Here is a 17,498-nt window from a genome sequence, read left to right on the forward strand (position 1 = left end):
CACATTAAAATTTTATCTTATGAAAAAGATAATGGCAGCGCTTTGCCTTTTAGTAAGCCTATCAGGTACAGTTATCGCACAAAGTACCTCGCAAAAGCTGGATGAACTGATGAGCGCATATACCCAAAACCACGAGTTTAACGGAACCGTTCTGGTGGCTAAAAAGGGTAAAATATTATTAGAAAAAGGATATGGGTTTCAGAACCTGCAGAAAAAACGAAAGAACACTACTGCAACTCTTTACCCCATTGCCTCTGTAACCAAAACCTTTACAGCCACTTTAATACAAAAGCTGGCTGAAATGAAACAATTATCGTTGCAAGACAAACTAAGTAAGTATTATCCTGATTATCCGCTGGGTGATAGCATAAGCATTGAACAGCTACTAAGCCATACTGCGGGCATTTATAACTACACCAACAACAGCGACTTTATGTTTAAAGAGGCAACTCGGCACGCAAGCCAGGAAAGAATGTTATCTTTATTTAAAGACCACCCGCTTGATTTCCGACCTGGTAAGGGCTGGAATTACAGCAACTCAGGTTACATCCTTTTAGGATACATTATTGAAAAAGTAAGTGGCATGTCTTATGAAAAGGCAGTTAGAAAATACCTGTTCACACCGGCAGGCATGGTAAACAGCGGGTTTGATTTCGCTGGCCAGCCGGAAGATAAGAAAGCGTTGGGTTATTACTCAGACTCCGGAAAAGACTACAACAAGCTGGCTCCACTGTATGATTCGTCGGTTGTATTTGCGGCAGGAGCGATTTATTCTTCCGTTCAGGATTTATACAAATGGCATCAGGTTTTGCAGAAAAATCAGATTATTAAAATCCAGACTTCAGCGAAGGCGTACACACCGGTAAAGCAGAATTATGGATACGGCTGGATAATTGATTCAGTTTTTAGTAGGCGCGTTGTATCTCATAGCGGCGGCATACCAGGCTACAGAAGTAACTTTGCCAGAATAGTGGAAGATGATGTTTGTATTATTCTGCTGAACAATACCGAAACGCCCGGAATGAGTATCATAACCAGAAATATTGTGGCTGTTTTGTATAACCAGCCGTACAAACTTCCAAAAGTTAAGCATGTAGTAAAATTATCGGCCGATATATTAGCTCAATACGCAGGTTCCTTTGAGGTTGAGCAACAGAAACTGGTCATTGATTTCAGGATAGAAAATGGTATATTAATTGCCTACCCTGTTAATGGGCCCAGGTCAGTTCTGGCGGCAGCAGACGAAACCAACTTTTTCGATATTGAGCAGGAAGCCGTAGAGATATCTTTTGCAAAAGATGAAACCGGAAAATATAATAAATTAAAATTGGATATTGGCGGCATTATCAGAACCGGGCACAGGATACGCTAACCATTAATAAACAAAAAATCAGCGCTGGCTTTAACAAAATGGCCAGCGCTGATTATATTAACTCCTATACCAGCGGCTTATTCCTTGTAATCGCCAAAGAGCTCAATTAACTTCTTTTGTCTGTATTCAAAGATTTCTTCTAATTGCCCGCTGACCATAATACTATTGGCAATATTACCCAGAACACCCAAAGGAAGTTTGTAATGAATGATGTCTTCCATTAAAACACCATTTTTGATTTCCTTTAACTTATGCTGATGATGCCAGAATTGATAAGGCCCCATGCGTTGCTCATCAACAAAATAGTGCGGCTCTTGCACATGCGTTATTTCAGTACACCATTTCAGGGGTATCCCCATCACAGGTTTTACCAGGTACGTAATTATCTGGCCTGCATACATTACGTTTCCATGATGCCTGGAGGTCATTTCGAAGCCCATATAGGAGGGCGTAATAGTTTTAAGATTTTCAGGAACCGACAGGAACTTCCAGGCGGTTTCTATATCTATGGGTAGTTTTTGAGTTTTATACAGGCTGTGCATTTAAAAGGCAGTTTTTCTATTTAACCAGTTGTTTCTATTAAATGTTTTAATATTTTTTAGTGTCTTTTAATTATATTATTAATACCCACGGCTAAAAAGGATAAATACAAAGCCTGTAAATGAACTTCACGACTACCTTCTCTTCCTTCTCATTTTGCCACAAATTCTGTTTTTAAAAGAAAAAGAAACAACAATTGCAAAGGGTTTTAGTAAAAGTCAATCAGTCAATCGCTACTATTTTAAACTATAAAATTAAACCAGTATTAATGTTAAGCCGGGAACTCCCGAAAAGGAGCGTTTTTCATAAAACTTTGCTTATCATTGTATCTAATTCATTATTCAACCAATTATAATATTTTTTATATGAAACGATTCCTGTCGGTTCTGCTGCTGCTTACGCTCAATGTAACTGCATTTGCTCAATTAAGGCTGGCCAGGCTATTCTCTGACCACCTAGTACTGCAACGCCAGAAACCTATTCCGGTTTGGGGATGGGCAAACCCAAATGAAACCGTGAAAGTAACCCTGGCTAACCAAACACAGTCAGCTCAGGCAGATGCCTCGGGCAAATGGCTTGTAAAACTGAACCCGCTGGAAGCAGGCGGGCCGCATCAACTAAACGTATTGGCGCAATCAGGTAATCTAACCGTAAAAGACATTCTGATTGGTGAAGTCTGGCTTTGTTCGGGACAATCGAACATGGAATGGAGAGTAATGCAGGCCGACAACTATATGAACGAGAAAAATGATGCTAACTATCAGCAGATAAGACATTTTTATGTGGACCATGAAGTTACCATGACCCCACAAACAGATCTGAAAACTGGCGAATGGGTTGTTTGCACACCAGCGACATTTGGCAATTTTACGGCGGTAGGCTTCTTTTTTGCCCGCGACTTATACAAAAAACTGAATATCCCGGTTGGTTTACTGCATTCATCATGGGGAGGCTCTCAGATTGAAGGCTGGATAAGCAGAGAGGCGATGCTGACAGACAATGAACTGAAAACCTATGCACAAAAACTGCCCGACAATTGGGAGGCGGCAGATGCCATTCATGATGCCAAAACCAGAAAAGCACTTCTAGGCAGTGAAGAAATAAACCCAGATGCGGCGTATGAAAAGAAGTATCTGGAAGAAAACTATGACATTTCTAAATGGCTTAATGCAGGTAGCCCGCTTGGCCAATGGGATTGGAAAGGCGTATGGATGTTCAGAGGGAATGGCTTCATGGCCCGTAATGTAAATGTACCTGCCGACATGGCCGGTAAAGAAACCACCCTTGGGCTGGGTATTCAGGACAGCCCAAATGAGATTTATGTAAATGGCCAGCTGCTATTTAAAGGTATTCTGAAAGGAAACCGTAAAATTATTGTTCCTGCCAATACCTGGAAAGCGGGCAACAACCGCCTGACCATAAAATTTGGTAAAATGGCTGACCCCTCATGGTACGGGTTAGGTATAATGGGCAGTAATGAAGATTTATACCTGAGCGCCGGAACTGATAAAATCAGCCTGGCCAATGAATGGAGAATCCTGCCGTCATTTGCTGATAACCACGAGTATCTGCATTCGAGTAACAATGTAGGTACCACTATTTTTAATGCCATGATAGCCCCTTTGGTACCTTTTGCGATTCGTGGTGCGCTGTGGTATCAGGGAGAAACCAATGCCGGTCGTGCCTACCAATATCGCAAGAGTTTTCCTTTGATGATAAACGACTGGCGCAAGCAATGGAATGATGAATTCTCGTTTTATTTTGTACAGTTGTCTAGTTACGGCGGATACCAGAACAGTAATCAGGGTAGTAACTGGGGAGAACTGCGCGAAGCACAAACCATGACCTTGAGCCTGCCAAAAACCGGAATGGCAGTTTCTACAGATGTAGGCAACCCGAAAGATATTCATCCCACCAACAAACAGGACGTAGGCCACAGGCTTGCCCTGAATGCGCTGAAATTTGATTACGGACAAGACTTGCTGCATTCAGGCCCGATGTACGAATCCGTGAAATTTGAGAAAGGCAAAGCTACTTTGTCGTTTAAATATACAGGCAAAGGTTTGACTGCCAAAGACAAATTCGGCTACCTGAAAGGTTTTGAAATAGCCGGAGACGATAAGGTGTTTTATTATGCCAAAGCAGAAATAGTGGGTAATAAAGTAGTGGTGTTTCATCCGAAAGGATTAAAACCTGTTGCGGTTAGGTATGCGTGGGCAGATGCGCCAGAAGATGCCAACTTATTTAATGCAGATGGATTACCCGCAAGCCCGTTCAGAACTGACGACTGGAAAGGTATAACCATTAACGGTAAATTTGAATAAAGCTAAAATATGGGGTATTCAGCAAATAATAACCGATAAGGGCAAATGACCTAGCGCCAATGCGGTAAAAGCGGACTCAAACTACCGGCCGTATCTCTGGGTTTATGGCATAATTTCTGAGGGGTAGAAATATACCAGAAACATCCCATCTACTTAAAATTTAGTAGAAGAATACTCACATCTATGGAAAAAAATGAATGTTTATGATTCTGAAGGGCCCAAAAGATAATTATCTCAATGCCAATAATATTTTAAAAGCCACACTTTCTGTTTTAACATTGAGTGTGGCTTAATTTTTAATCAACCTGTAATTTATGAAACCTATATTCAACCTGTATTCAATTGTACTGTTTCTTGTCGCCATTGGCAGTATGTCCGATGCCGCTGCCCAAACAGAAAACATCAGGCTTAATCAATTGGGCTTTTATCCAAAAGCACCTAAATTGGCTGTTTGGGTAGGCGAAAAGCAAAGTGATTTTAGTGTACTGGCGCCAAACAAAAAAGATGTGGTTTACCGAGGGAAGCTGTCTGAGCAAAGGACTAACAGTATTTCTAAGAAAACCACTCAGATTGCCGATTTTTCAGCCTTTCAGAAGACCGGTCTTTACTATGTGAGTATCGGAGAAAAAGGTATTTCATATCCGTTCGAAATCAAAAACGATGTGCATCATAGTGCTGCCATTGCTTCGCTGAAAGGCTTTTATTACCAGAGGGCATCTACTGAGCTGCCTGAAAAATATGCAGGCAAATGGCACAGAAGTGCCGGGCACCCGGATGACAAAGTATTGATACACGCCTCGGCAGCTTCCGAAGAGAGACCAGAAAATTCGGTAATTTCTTCGCCTGGAGGTTGGTATGATGCCGGAGACTACAACAAATATATTGTAAACTCGGGTATAACAATGGCTACACTGTTTTCATTGTATGAAGACCATCCGGCATACTTTAAGACCTTCAAGGCCAATATTCCTGAAAGCAAGAATGCCATGCCAGATTTACTGGACGAGGCACTGTACAATTTAAGATGGATGCTAACCATGCAAGACCCCGCCGACGGCGGTGTTTATCATAAGCTGACCAACCCTTTGTTCGATGGAATGATAATGCCAGACAAAGCCACAAAGCCACGCTATGTGGTACAAAAAAGCATTACAGCCTCGTTAAATTTCGTAGCCGTAATGGCGCAAGCAAGCCGGATATTGAAAGACTATCAGAAGCAGTTACCCGGCCTTGCAGATTCATGCCTGACAGCCGCTACCAAAGCCTGGGCATGGGCCAGAGCCAACCAAAATGCGTTCTACAGGCAAAATGAAATCAATAAACAGTTTGACCCCGATATTGTAACCGGTGAATATGGCGACAGAAACTCATCTGATGAGTGGATTTGGGCTGCAATAGAACTCTGGATAAGCACCAAAGACGATAACTATGCCGACGTTAACAATCTGTTCCCTGAAACGCCTTTACAATTACCCTCGTGGAATCAGGTCAGAATGCTGGGGTATTACAGTTTAGTGAGGTCGGAGAAAACGCTTACGCCCAAAGCTTTGACTGCTTTACCTAAAGTAAAAGAGTTGCTGAAAACCTTTGCCGACCAACTGTTAGAAGGTTCTGACAAACAAGCCTTTAACACTGTAATGGGCAAAAGCGCCCAGGATTACATGTGGGGTAGTAGTTCTCATGCGGCCAATCAGGGAATTGCACTTTTGCAAGCCTACAAAATTACCTCTGACAAGAGGTACCTTGAAGCGGCCTTATCTAATCTGGATTATTTGTTTGGAAGAAATGCAACCGGATATTCTTTTCTTACCGGCTATGGCTCAAAGCAGGTTATGCACGCACACCACAGGCCATCAGTATCCGACGGCATTCCACAGCCGGTGCCGGGTTTGCTATCTGGCGGGCCTAATGTTGGCAGACAAGATAAATGCGCCTCTTACACTTCTTTGTTTGCTGACGAGTCATTTACAGATGATGAGTGTTCTTATGCATCAAACGAAATTGCCATTAACTGGAATGCCCCAATGGTTTATCTGGCAGCGGCAATTGAGGCCCTGCAAAAGCAGTTCTGAACAGGCAGCAAAACACTGATGCCTTAATGTGTTAAGGGGCATGCTGAAGGCATAAAAAAATCCAGTCCTCCCAGAACTGGATTTTTTTATGATTATTTAAAAGCGCTTTACAATCATCCCAGACTTTCTACTCTCAGGCTAACAGCTCGTTTATGAGCCTCCAGCGACTCAGCCTCAGCCATTAGTTCTACAGTTTTACTGATGTTTCTGATGCCGGTTTCTGATATTTCTTGAAAAGTAATTTTCTTTACAAAACTATCTAAAGATACGCCACTGTAAGCACGTGCATAGCCATTGGTTGGCAGGGTATGGTTAGTACCTGACGCATAATCTCCGCATGATTCAGGCGTGTAATTACCCAAAAACACCGAGCCTGCATTGACTATCTGCTCTGCCACATCAGAATAATTCTCAACCGATAATATCAGGTGTTCGGGTGCATAATCATTCAGCAACTCAATACAATCAGCTTCATTTTCAAGCAGAATTATCTTTGAATTCTCTATAGCCTGTGCAGCCAGTTCTTTTCTTGGAAGACGGTTTAACTGACCAGATACAGCCAGATTAACAGCCGAAACCAGTTTCTTGCTGGTTGTTACCAGTAATACCTGGCTATCGGCTCCATGTTCAGCCTGCGAAAGCAGGTCAGAAGCTACGAAAGACGGAATAGCTGAATCATCGGCAAAAACAGCCACTTCTGATGGTCCTGCGGGCATATCAATGGCTACACCCTCTTTACTCAATAATTGTTTGGCAGCCGTTACATACTGGTTACCCGGGCCGAAAATCTTAAATACCTGCGGAATAGTTTCAGTACCATAGGCCATAGCCGCAATGGCCTGAGCCCCGCCTACCCTGAAAACCTTAGTTACACCTACCAGTTTGGCTGCATAGTAAATAGCCGGATGGTTACTTGGCGAACAAAGGATTACCTCCTGACAACCGGCTATTTGTGCCGGTACACCCAACATCAACACTGTTGAAAAGAGCGGAGCAGTACCCCCCGGAATATAAAACCCGACTTTTTGTATACCCACGTTTTTTCTCCAGCACTTTATACCCGGCATGGTTTCAATTACCTGTGGCTGTTGCTTTTGTGCAGCATGAAAAGTATAGATATTCTGATATGCCTGATGAATGGCTGCCTTCAGCTCTCCTGAAAGATGCTCGCCGGCAGCATCAATTTCAGATTGCGGTACCTGTATGGCACCTAATTCAATCTTATCGAATTTCAAAGCAAATTCACGCAAGGCATTATCGCCTTCTATTTTAACTTTGGCTAAAATTGGTTGTACTTTTTGCTCAATATCTGCCATTTCCTGCACGGGTCGTGCCAGCAACTGTTTCCACTCAGCTCGTGGAGGAAAAGATACTATTTTCATTTATCTGATGATTTTCAGTTTTTCTACCAATTCTGCCGAGACTCCCTCAGCATATACGCCATAAGCATTCACTAAAACTCCTTTTAAACCCGTAGATGGCGAAGAAATGGCATACACCACCAGTTCATCATCAAGGTCAGTTTCGCCCTCAAAACGATGTACCTCATCAATCTGAAAATCATCCGGTGGCAGGTGCGTGTCATGGGTATAACAATACAGTGCTTCGTTTTTCAGATTAAAATTATGCTCGTAGCCATTCGCTGTTAAAGCATTTATAGCATCGGCAGAGGTATCGTAGGTGGTCATGGCTATTAAGAAAATGTAGTTTTTAATAAATCATTTTTTCTATCGGTATCACCAGAATGCCCTCGGCACCTGCGGCACGAATAGCCTCGATATTCTCCCAGAACTGGTTTTCTTCCAATACAGAATGAATCGAGCACCAGCCAGACATGGCCAGCGGCACAATAGTGGGGCTCTTCATGCCCGGTAGCAAGCCAATAATCTCATCCAGCTTATCATTGGGTGCATTCAGCAGAATATACTTGTAATTCTGTGCGGTTTGTACTGCCCTTATTCTGAACAATAATTTGTTAAGGGTTTCCCGCTTTTCGTCAGACAAATTTTTGCTGGCAACCAGAATGGCCTCAGACTTAAAAATGGCCTCTACTTCTTTCAAACCATTACTGAGCAAGGTGCTACCCGAGCTGACGATGTCACAAACACCTTCGGCCAGACCAATGCTGGGGGCAATCTCAACCGACCCGCTGATCTCATGTATTTCAGCCGTTACCCCCTTACTTTTCAGATAACCGCCCAGAATACGCGGGTATGAAGTAGCTATGCTTTTACCGTTGAAATCTTCAATACCATTATACTCAACGCCACGAGGCACAGCTATTGACAATCTGCATTTCGAAAAACCCAGCCTGTAAACCAGTTCGGCTTCACGATTTGACTCAACAAATACATTTTCGCCAACAATACCTATATCTGCCACGCCGTCTTCCACATAGCCCGGAATATCGTCATCCCTAAGAAAAAGGAACTCTGCATTAAAGTTAGACGACGAAGTTTTAAGCTTGCCTGTGCCACTTTCAAACTTTATACCGCATTCTTTGAAAAGTCCAAAGGAGTCTTCACTCAGCCTGCCAGATTTCTGCAGGGCAATGCGTAAAATAGAATCTTTATTCGCCATTTATTTTTGATTTCATTGAAAAGTCTGCAAAAATACAGTTTGGAACGCTTTTCACAAAGGAATATATTGTTTAAAGCAATTTAGTTGAATATTAACATTGGCTTAACTTGTAAAACGCTTAAAATCAACTATATTTGTATCACGTTAAACGCGTTGCAAAATTTTAATACCACTCCTAAAACACCCTAGAATTTATGAGACATTCGGTGCATCTCAGTTACCGGGCTACTCGTGAAATGAAACTAAATAAAGTAAAAAAAATCGTCTCGGCTATTATTGTCGTTATGATTTGTCTGCTTGCCATTTTTTTCTGATTCAAGTTATTTAGCCCATTCAGAAATTCTCTTTAAAAATTCTGTTCGCTTTTGATGAAATGCTCTGGCATTCCTTCTAAATTAGCGTCAGGTTTTTAACTCATACTTTATTTCAAACTACCTCTTCATGAAAAAGATTATCTTTTTTGTGCTATGCTCGTTTGTAGCTTTAGCGCAAAATGATTTTGTAAAACAAAATTATACCAAACGCGAATACAAAATACCCATGCGCGACGGCACCAAACTGCACACAGCAGTTTATGTACCGAACGATGCGTCGGAGTCTAACAAGTACCCGATACTGATGCAGAGAACCTGCTATAGTGTTGCGCCTTATGGTGAAGACAAATATCCGTACCGTTTGGGGCCATCACAAACCTTAATGAAAGACAAATTTATTTTTGTGTATCAGGATGTACGAGGCCGTTGGATGTCGGAAGGTACCTGGACCAACATGACACCCAATAACCCGGGCAATGGTGCCAACACAGCGCCTGATGAAAGCTCTGATACCTACGATACCATTGAATGGCTATTAAAAAATATCCCCTCAAATAACGGCCGCGTTGGCCAATGGGGAATCTCGTACCCCGGGTTCTATACCGTGGCCGGAGCCGTAGATGCCCACCCGGCATTAAAGGCGTCATCGCCGCAAGCTCCAGTGAGCGACTTTTTCTTTGACGACTTCCACCACAACGGGGCATTCATACAGGCTTATCTTTTCACCTTTCCTGTATTTGGTGTTCAAACACCCAGCCCTACGTCTCAGGCTTGGTATAACAGCCAGATGATTAATACCAGCCAGATGAAAGACGGCTACCAGTTTCAGCTTGATTTAGGCCCGCTGAAAAACGCTCAGAAATACTACAAAGACAATTTCTATTGGCAGGAAACCATAAACCACCCTAATTATGACGATTTCTGGCAAAAAAGAAGCATTATTCCGCATCTGAAAAACATCAAACATGCAGTTATGACAGTGGGTGGCTGGTTTGATGCCGAAGATTTATATGGCCCGTTGAATGTTTACAAAAAAATAGAAAAAAACAACCCGGGTACTTATAACACATTGGTAATGGGGCCTTTCGGGCATGGCCGCTGGTCGGCAGAGACAGGCCATACTTTGCATAGCAATGTGTATTTTGGAGATAGTATTGCTACTTTCTACCAAAGAAACATTGAGGCTAAATTCTTCCGCCATTTTCTGAAAGAAGCAGGTGACGGTAAAACAGGCCTGCCAGACGCTTATCTGTTTGACACAGGCACCAAAGAATGGAAACAATTTGACAAATGGCCGTCAGCCGCTGCGCAAAAGCTAACATTTTACCTGAATACAAATGGCAAACTTGACCAGGCTAAACCTGTCAAGGCTGGTGCCAGTGAATATATAAGTGACCCTAAAAAGCCGGTACCTTACAGTGAAGACCTTGCATCCATGACGGGCTTTACCCCTTTCAACTATATGTCGGAAGACCAGCGCTTTGCTGCCAAACGCCCGGATGTACTGGTATTTGAAACAGATGTATTAACGGAAGACATAACTCTGGGAGGAGAGATTTTTGCTAAACTGAAAGTAAGCACAACAGGCAGCGATGCCGACTGGGTTGTAAAACTGATTGATGTGTACCCGGGCAACGAGGTGAACCACCCCTATATGCCAAATAAAAATGTGATGTTGGCTAATTATCACCAGATGGTCCGTAGTGAGGTAATGAGAGGCCGTTTCAGAAACAGCTTTGAGAAACCCGAGGCATTTGTGCCAAACAAATTGACTGACGTCAATATTCAGCTGCAGGATGTGCTTCATACTTTTAAAAAGGGCCACAAGATACAGATTCAGGTACAAAGCACGTGGTTCCCGTTGATTGACCGCAACCCTCAGAAATTTGTGCCGAATATTTACAAAGCTGATGAGGCTGATTTTATAAAAGCCACACACAAAGTTTATTCTGACTCGAGCATTGAGGTACAGGTATTAAAGTAACAATAGTCAATTCTGGCATACGTAAAATCGCAGGCAACTCCTGCGATTTTTTTTGTTTAAATACTGGGTATTTGTAAAGATTATAGATTTACCGGCCATCTTTTTCAGAAAAAAATAAATATTTTTCTTGCACTCCTGTTGCATGGGTTTCTTACCTACATTTGCAGTATGAGTCGGTTTTCGAACATATTCTTTAGCTTTTATCTGCTTTTTCTGGCGTGTATGCCCTGCCATGATATCGCCGGCAGTATAGATACTATGGCTAAGGTTGTTGTACGTGCCAACACTGATTCACAGGCGGGGCATGGTGAGGAGTCTGACCTCTGTTCGCCTTTATGCAGTTGTGCCTGCTGTGGTAATCTTATGATTTCTCCTTACACCGAACAAGCCGTTGTGCACAGCGTTGGTTCAGCCAGAACGGTGTATCTTGCCGAAACCAAAGATACCGCAGGTTTTATTTCCTTGCTCTGGCAACCGCCACAATTAGTTTAATACGACTTAGATAGATTTTCGCTCTGCGAAAACCCAGTGCTTACTCAACAGTAAGCCTTAACAAGTATTGTATTACCTAATTGGAATCATGAAAAAATTAAGATTACTATATATATTTTTCGTTGTAGCACATAACAGTTTTGCCCAGAGCATACCCGGTATTATTGTAAAAGACAGCAAAACCAAAGAGAGTTTAATAGGGGCAACAGTAAGTATTAAAGGCACTACAAACGGAGGCACGACCGATGCAGAAGGCAGATTAAACCTTAAAGGCGTAGCTGATGGCGAACAAACCATGGTAATTTCATTCATTGGTTATGAGAAACTCACCCAAAAAATCACAATCCCGCTGATGGCAGATATCATAATTCTGCTGGAAAGCGATGATGAAGAACTGGAAGAAGTGGTGGTTTCTACCACGCGCATCAGCCGAAACATCGAGAGTATTCCCACACGGATAGAGGCCATTTCAATGGAAGAGATAGATGAAAAAGCCAATATGAGACCCAATAATGTATCAATGCTGCTGCACGAAAGCACGGGCATCCAGGTACAACAAACCAGTTATACATCTGCCAACCAGAGCATCAGAATACAGGGACTCGATGGCCGGTATACCCAGATTCTCAAAGACGGTTTCCCTGCGTTCGGAGGCTTTTCGAGCGGATTAAGCATTCTTGATATTCCGCCGCTTGATTTAAGGCAGGTTGAAATCATTAAAGGCTCAGCATCAACACTCTATGGCGGTGGTGCAATAGCCGGGGTTGTCAATTTTATTTCAAAAGAGCCTCGTGAAAAACCGGAGTTTTCGGCTATTATCAACCAGACCTCAACAGGTGGTGGAACAAATTTCAGTACCTTTTCGGCCAAAAGAAATGCAAAAGTGGGTTATTCCTTTCTGGTATCGGGTACTATTCAGAAACCTTATGATGTAGATAAAGACGATTTTACGGAGATTCCGAAAAGCCGGGATCTGAACATCAACCCTCGTTTGTTTGTCTATTTCAATGATAAAACCAGATTAATACTCGGCAACTCCACCACTTTACAATATCGTTTTGGCGGCGATATGTACGTAATTAAGGGAAAGGCAGATGACCATCACGCTTATTATGAAAAAAACGAATCAGTAAGGAACATTACCACGGCACAGTTAAGCAGGCAGATTTCCGGAAACAATAAATGGGTACTAAAACAGAGCCTGAGTGTTTTTGACAGACAAATCAGAATTCCGGACTATAGTTTCAGAGGCTTGCAAACCCATGCTTATACCGATTTCTCATACATAACCCAGCTCAATAAACATACAATCGTAACGGGCGCAAATCTGATTTTTGATAATTTCAGAGAAAAAGAAAGTGATACTCCGAGAAAAGAAAATAACTTGATTACCGGAGCTTATGTGCAAGACAATTGGGATTTAACAGAAAAACTTCTGTTTGAGGGTGGTTTCAGGCTCGATTATGCAAACCGTTATGGCGTTTTTACCTTACCCAGGGTATCGGTACTTTATAAAATTTCAGAAAATTGGAGCAGCCGTTTAGGGGGTGGCCTGGGTTATAAACTACCCACAATGTTTACAGAGGCAACTGAAACGCTGGCTTTCCGGCATGTGCTGGCAATAGATAACAAAGCCAAAGCCGAGAAATCTTATGGTAGTACAATAGATTTCAACTACCAGAACAGTATTGGAGAAAATCTGAGTTTTACAGTTAACCAGTTGTTCTTTGTAACACAAATCAACAGGCCGCTGGTACTTACCAATAACGCAGACAATGCCTTCTATTTTGAAAATGCCTTGAAACCCGTCATTTCAAAAGGTTTCGAAACTAATGTCAGAATCACCTTTGCCGATTGGATAAAGCTCTTTGCAGGATACACCTTTACAAACGCCAAAGCCACTTATAAGCTCGGGAATCAGACGGTGCCTTTGTTACCTAAAAACAAAATTAACATGGCTTTGCTGGCAGAAAAACACAGGAACTTCAAAATTGGGCTCGAGGCTTATTATTCTGACAGACAGGTACTGAGCGACGGCCGATTAACCAAACCTTTCTGGGAATTTGGATTGTTCTTAGAAAAGACCTTCGGCAAACTAAGTGTTTTTGTCAATGCCGAAAACTTTACAGATACCCGGCAGAACAGATTTGAAAAAGTAGTTACTGATGCTCATAACACGCCGCGTTTCAATGAGGTATATACCCATACCGAGGGGCGGTCGTTTAATGGTGGCATTAAGATTAAAATTTAATTTATTAATTGACCACTTTGTAAAACGTTGCATATATGAAACACGCGCATGACCATACACCAAAGGAGCTTAATACAGACCCCAACCATGTGCATACTTATGATGCAGAAGGCAGAATGACCTGTTGCTCGCTGGAAGAGAAAATTTACACGCAAGCCAATGCCGAAGAGCTGCTTGCATCAAAAAATGAAATTACGGAGTCTTTAAACCATGATAGTTGCTGTAGCAGTCATACTCCCGTAAATCAAGAGAGCCACAGTCATGACCATGACCATGAGCACGACCACGGTAATACCGGCGGGTGGGTTCAATACCGCCCCGCCATTATCAGTTTTTTACTGCTGATATCAGGCATTGTGCTAGACTCCAATTTTTCAGGCTCGTTCTTCCATAGCTATATCAGGCTTATGTGGTATGTGGCAGCGTACGTTCCGGTTGGGTTTCCGGTAATAAGAGAAGCCTGGGTTGGTATTAAAGCAAGAGAATTCTTTACAGAATTTACCCTTATGGTACTGGCTACAATTGGCGCATTTGCCATTGGCGAGTATCCCGAAGGCGTGGCAGTAATGCTTTTTTATGCAGTTGGCGAATTATTTCAGAGTGCCGCAGTGAGAAGAGCCAAAAGCAATATCAAAGCCTTACTTGATATTCGGCCATCATCTGCCAGTGTTCTCAGAAACAATCAATTTGTAAATCTGAAACCTGAAGAAGTAAACATAGGGGATATCATACAGATTAAAGCCGGAGAAAAAGTACCGCTAGACGGCGAAATGTTAAGTGCTGGCAGTAGTTTCAATACTTCGGCTTTAACCGGTGAAAGCAAACCGAGCAGTATTTTTAAAGGCGAAACTGTAATGGCCGGTATGTTGAATCTGGACAAAGTGATTGAACTGAAAGTAAGCAGAGCCTTTCAGGACAGCTCGTTGGCGCGTATTCTTGATATGGTACAGAATGCCACTACCCGTAAGGCAAAAACAGAGTTACTCATTCGTAAGTTTGCCCGTATTTACACCCCTATTGTGTTCTTTCTGGCGCTGGCTGTTGTATTATTGCCTGCATTGTTCGTACAAAATTATGTATTCAGCGAGTGGCTATACCGGGGCTTGATATTCCTGGTTATTTCGTGCCCCTGTGCATTGGTTATCTCAATTCCGCTGGGTTATTTCGGTGGAATCGGCGCAGCCTCCAGAAATGGCATTCTCTTCAAAGGCTCCAATTATCTGGATTTGATGACCAAGGTAAATACAGTAGTTTTAGACAAAACAGGAACACTCACCAAAGGCGTTTTCAAGGTTCAGGAAGTAGTAACCACAGGCATAGATAAAGATGAATTTATGCAGTTAGTGGCAGCGCTTGAGAGTAAATCAACCCACCCAATCGCCAAAGCTATTGCTGCACACGCCAATAAAGACAAAGCACTCTTCTTAATCGGTAGCATTGAAGAAATAGCCGGGCATGGCCTGAAAGGCATCATTAGCGGAAAAGAAGTATTGGCAGGAAATATTAAACTGTTGCAGAAGTATAATATTGATTATGACAGAACAATGCAAAACTTAGTTGAAAGTGTTGTGGCAGTGGCCATTGACGGTAAATTTGCAGGCTATATTATTATTGCTGATGAGATAAAAGAAGATGCAGCAGAAGCTATCAGCCAAATGCAAGCCAATGGTATTAAGCAGATTGTTATACTAAGTGGAGATAAAACTTCTATTACGCAAAAGGTAGCACAATCTATTGGTATCGAGACGGCATTCGGCGATTTGCTGCCTGAACAAAAAGTACAGAAAGTTGAAGAACTACGCAAAGACCCGACAAGGGTAACTGTATTTGTAGGAGACGGTATTAACGACGCCCCCGTGCTGGCATTGAGTGATATAGGCATTGCTATGGGCGCTATGGGCAGCGATGCCGCCATTGAAACCGCCGATGTGATTATTCAGACTGATCAGCCTTCTAAAATTGCAACGGCCATTAAAATTGGTAAAGCCACCAGAAACGTTGTGTTTCAGAATATTGCGTTGGCTTTTGCCGTAAAAATATTGGTACTGATTCTCGGCGCCGGGGGGCTAGCCACTATGTGGGAAGCCGTATTTGCCGATGTGGGTGTAGCACTGCTGGCCATTTTAAATGCCGTAAGAATACAGAAAATGCAATTCTGAATAAGTTACCATTACAAATGGGGTAGCTTTAAACCAAAGCTGCCCCATTACCTTTAACGCTTCAAGCCCATTGCCCACAATTTGACAAGTTTCAGATACGGAAATATCATTTTTTTAGCTATACTTGTATATTTATTCAGCCTCTATTCAACATAAATGGTATTTCAATGAACGAAACGCTTTCCAGACAGAAGTTTCTACAATACACCGCGTCTGCTGGTGCAGCGTTGCTTCTTTCTTCTCTTGAGGGTTTTGCCCTGGAAACCACCGAAAAAAAACTGCGGGTAGCCGTTATTGGCTGCGGAAGCGTGAGCAACAGATACCTGCCTCAGTTAATTTCATCACCCTTGATTCAGGTGGTTAGCCTTTGTGATATTAAGCCTGAACGAGCAGTTGAGCAAAACAAACAATACAAGGTAAATGCCAGAACTTATGCAAATATAGACCAGATGCTGGCCGGAGAACCATTTGACATGATGGTTACCCTCACCGATATGCAGGCACACGGAGAATTAAATAAAAAAGCCCTGCTTGCCGGGAAACACGTTTGGAGCGAAAAGCCAATGGCCAACACTTATGCAGAAGGTAAAGCCTTGCTTGAACTGGCAAAGAACAAAAAACTAAGAATATGGGGAGCCCCAGCCGTGGTAAACAGCCCTCAGTTTGCATTGATGAACAAAACTATTCAGGAAGGCAAATTGGGCAGACTGGCGGCTGCGCATGGGCAGTATGGGCATACCGGGCCCACCTGGAGCGCCTTTTTCTACGAGAAAGGAGGCGGCAGCATGCCAGACCTGGGTGTGTATAATATGGCAACCCTGACCGGCCTGCTTGGCCCTGCCAGAAGCGTAATGGCCATGACCAGCATTGTAAACCCTGAAAGAACCGTTGACGACAAAGGCAAAGTAAAAGTAGAAGCCGAAGACAATGCCCATGTGTTGCTTGAACATGACAAAGGCGTGATTTCTCATATTATGTGTGGGTTTAATTACTTCGACCCTCATGGGCATGAGGCCACCAATCAATCTTTACATTCGATTCAGATTTACGGCGACCGCGGTAATATGCGGTTAATAGGGTATGACTGGGAAACAAACGGCGTTGTACTTGATACATCGTGGACAGACCCACCAGTACTGACCAGTACAGAAAAGGGCGGTTACGAATGGCAGGAAGGTGCGCGGGTAGTAGGCGAAAGTATTGTTAAAGGTATTGAGCCAATTATTAATGTAGAACATGCCCTGCACGTTTTAGAAATAATAGAAGCAGCCCGGAAATCATCAGCAACCGGTATGAAAATTAAACTTACCAGTAACTTCAAATGGCCATTACTTTAAATTCAGAATCATTCACTTTTACATAAACCACCTTTTTGCTTAACTAAAACAACATCTTTTGATTTAATTTTTC

General features: G+C 42.6%; 12 protein-coding genes. 8 read left to right on the forward strand and 4 right to left on the reverse strand.

The genetic code is table 11. From position 1 onward, the window contains the following. Positions 1–19 precede the first annotated feature (19 nt). Positions 20–1,372, forward strand: a complete 1,353-nt coding sequence (locus C0V77_RS18025) for a serine hydrolase (RefSeq protein ID WP_101727761.1) — start codon at positions 20–22, stop codon at positions 1,370–1,372. Positions 1,373–1,449: 77 nt separating this feature from the next. Here C0V77_RS18025 and C0V77_RS18030 read toward each other — a convergent pair whose 3' ends face one another. Continuing rightward, entirely contained in the window at positions 1,450–1,914 is a 465-nt protein-coding gene (locus C0V77_RS18030) for an SRPBCC family protein (protein ID WP_101727762.1), read from the reverse strand. Between the two features lie 363 nt (positions 1,915–2,277). Between C0V77_RS18030 and C0V77_RS18035 the strand changes: the two genes are divergently transcribed. Both C0V77_RS18035 and C0V77_RS18040 read left to right on the forward strand, forming a co-directional pair. Further along, the gene (locus C0V77_RS18035; RefSeq protein ID WP_101727763.1) at positions 2,278–4,236 is read left to right on the forward strand and encodes a sialate O-acetylesterase; all 1,959 of its coding nucleotides are present in this window, start codon (positions 2,278–2,280) and stop codon (positions 4,234–4,236) included. Between the two features lie 314 nt (positions 4,237–4,550). After that, the gene (locus C0V77_RS18040; RefSeq protein ID WP_101727764.1) at positions 4,551–6,308 is read left to right on the forward strand and encodes a glycoside hydrolase family 9 protein; all 1,758 of its coding nucleotides are present in this window, start codon (positions 4,551–4,553) and stop codon (positions 6,306–6,308) included. A gap of 113 nt (positions 6,309–6,421) precedes the next feature. Here C0V77_RS18040 and hisD read toward each other — a convergent pair whose 3' ends face one another. The 3 genes from hisD to hisG are packed head-to-tail and all read right to left on the reverse strand — an operon-like array spanning position 6,422 to position 8,888. Then, positions 6,422–7,690: a histidinol dehydrogenase gene (gene hisD, locus C0V77_RS18045; RefSeq protein ID WP_101727765.1), complete on the reverse strand. Its 1,269-nt coding sequence runs from the start codon at positions 7,688–7,690 to the stop codon at positions 6,422–6,424. After that, complete coding sequence (locus C0V77_RS18050; RefSeq protein WP_101727766.1) at positions 7,691–7,996, reverse strand: phosphoribosylpyrophosphate synthetase; 306 nt, start codon at positions 7,994–7,996, stop codon at positions 7,691–7,693. 22 nt (positions 7,997–8,018) lie between these two features. Continuing rightward, positions 8,019–8,888: an ATP phosphoribosyltransferase gene (gene hisG / locus C0V77_RS18055; protein WP_101727767.1), complete on the reverse strand. Its 870-nt coding sequence runs from the start codon at positions 8,886–8,888 to the stop codon at positions 8,019–8,021. A gap of 441 nt (positions 8,889–9,329) precedes the next feature. On the opposite strand from hisG, the gene C0V77_RS18060 reads away from it, so the two are divergent. From C0V77_RS18060 to C0V77_RS18085, 5 genes are all read left to right on the forward strand, one after another. Next, entirely contained in the window at positions 9,330–11,186 is a 1,857-nt protein-coding gene (locus C0V77_RS18060; protein ID WP_101727768.1) for a CocE/NonD family hydrolase, read from the forward strand. A 168-nt stretch (positions 11,187–11,354) separates the two neighbouring features. Beyond that, positions 11,355–11,678, forward strand: a complete 324-nt coding sequence (locus tag C0V77_RS18070; protein ID WP_143706127.1) for a DUF6660 family protein — start codon at positions 11,355–11,357, stop codon at positions 11,676–11,678. Positions 11,679–11,766: 88 nt separating this feature from the next. Continuing rightward, on the forward strand, positions 11,767–13,929 hold the full coding sequence (locus tag C0V77_RS18075) for a TonB-dependent receptor (protein ID WP_101727771.1): 2,163 nt from the start codon (positions 11,767–11,769) through the stop codon (positions 13,927–13,929). Positions 13,930–13,964: 35 nt separating this feature from the next. Beyond that, complete coding sequence (locus tag C0V77_RS18080) at positions 13,965–16,088, forward strand: heavy metal translocating P-type ATPase (protein ID WP_101727772.1); 2,124 nt, start codon at positions 13,965–13,967, stop codon at positions 16,086–16,088. A gap of 167 nt (positions 16,089–16,255) precedes the next feature. Next, a complete protein-coding gene (locus C0V77_RS18085) occupies positions 16,256–17,425 on the forward strand; it encodes a Gfo/Idh/MocA family protein (RefSeq protein WP_101727773.1) in 1,170 nt (389 codons plus the stop codon). The last annotated feature ends 73 nt before the right edge of the window (positions 17,426–17,498 follow it).

It is taken from the genome of Emticicia sp. TH156 (assembly GCF_002855535.1).
GTDB lineage: Bacteria > Bacteroidota > Bacteroidia > Cytophagales > Spirosomataceae > Emticicia > Emticicia fluvialis.

What these genes read in the sequence shown, in the direction of transcription:
- C0V77_RS18035 (WP_101727763.1), top strand. Translation starts at nt 2,278, where the DNA reads ATGAAACGATTCCTGTCGGTTCTGCTGCTGCTTACGCTCAATGTAACT.
- C0V77_RS18085 (WP_101727773.1), top strand. Translation starts at nt 16,256, where the DNA reads ATGAACGAAACGCTTTCCAGACAGAAGTTTCTACAATACACCGCGTCT.
- hisG (WP_101727767.1), bottom strand. Translation starts at nt 8,888, where the DNA reads ATGGCGAATAAAGATTCTATTTTACGCATTGCCCTGCAGAAATCTGGC.
- C0V77_RS18030 (WP_101727762.1), bottom strand. Translation starts at nt 1,914, where the DNA reads ATGCACAGCCTGTATAAAACTCAAAAACTACCCATAGATATAGAAACC.
- hisD (WP_101727765.1), bottom strand. Translation starts at nt 7,690, where the DNA reads ATGAAAATAGTATCTTTTCCTCCACGAGCTGAGTGGAAACAGTTGCTG.
- C0V77_RS18075 (WP_101727771.1), top strand. Translation starts at nt 11,767, where the DNA reads ATGAAAAAATTAAGATTACTATATATATTTTTCGTTGTAGCACATAAC.
- C0V77_RS18040 (WP_101727764.1), top strand. Translation starts at nt 4,551, where the DNA reads ATGAAACCTATATTCAACCTGTATTCAATTGTACTGTTTCTTGTCGCC.
- C0V77_RS18025 (WP_101727761.1), top strand. Translation starts at nt 20, where the DNA reads ATGAAAAAGATAATGGCAGCGCTTTGCCTTTTAGTAAGCCTATCAGGT.
- C0V77_RS18080 (WP_101727772.1), top strand. Translation starts at nt 13,965, where the DNA reads ATGAAACACGCGCATGACCATACACCAAAGGAGCTTAATACAGACCCC.
- C0V77_RS18070 (WP_143706127.1), top strand. Translation starts at nt 11,355, where the DNA reads ATGAGTCGGTTTTCGAACATATTCTTTAGCTTTTATCTGCTTTTTCTG.
- C0V77_RS18050 (WP_101727766.1), bottom strand. Translation starts at nt 7,996, where the DNA reads ATGACCACCTACGATACCTCTGCCGATGCTATAAATGCTTTAACAGCG.
- C0V77_RS18060 (WP_101727768.1), top strand. Translation starts at nt 9,330, where the DNA reads ATGAAAAAGATTATCTTTTTTGTGCTATGCTCGTTTGTAGCTTTAGCG.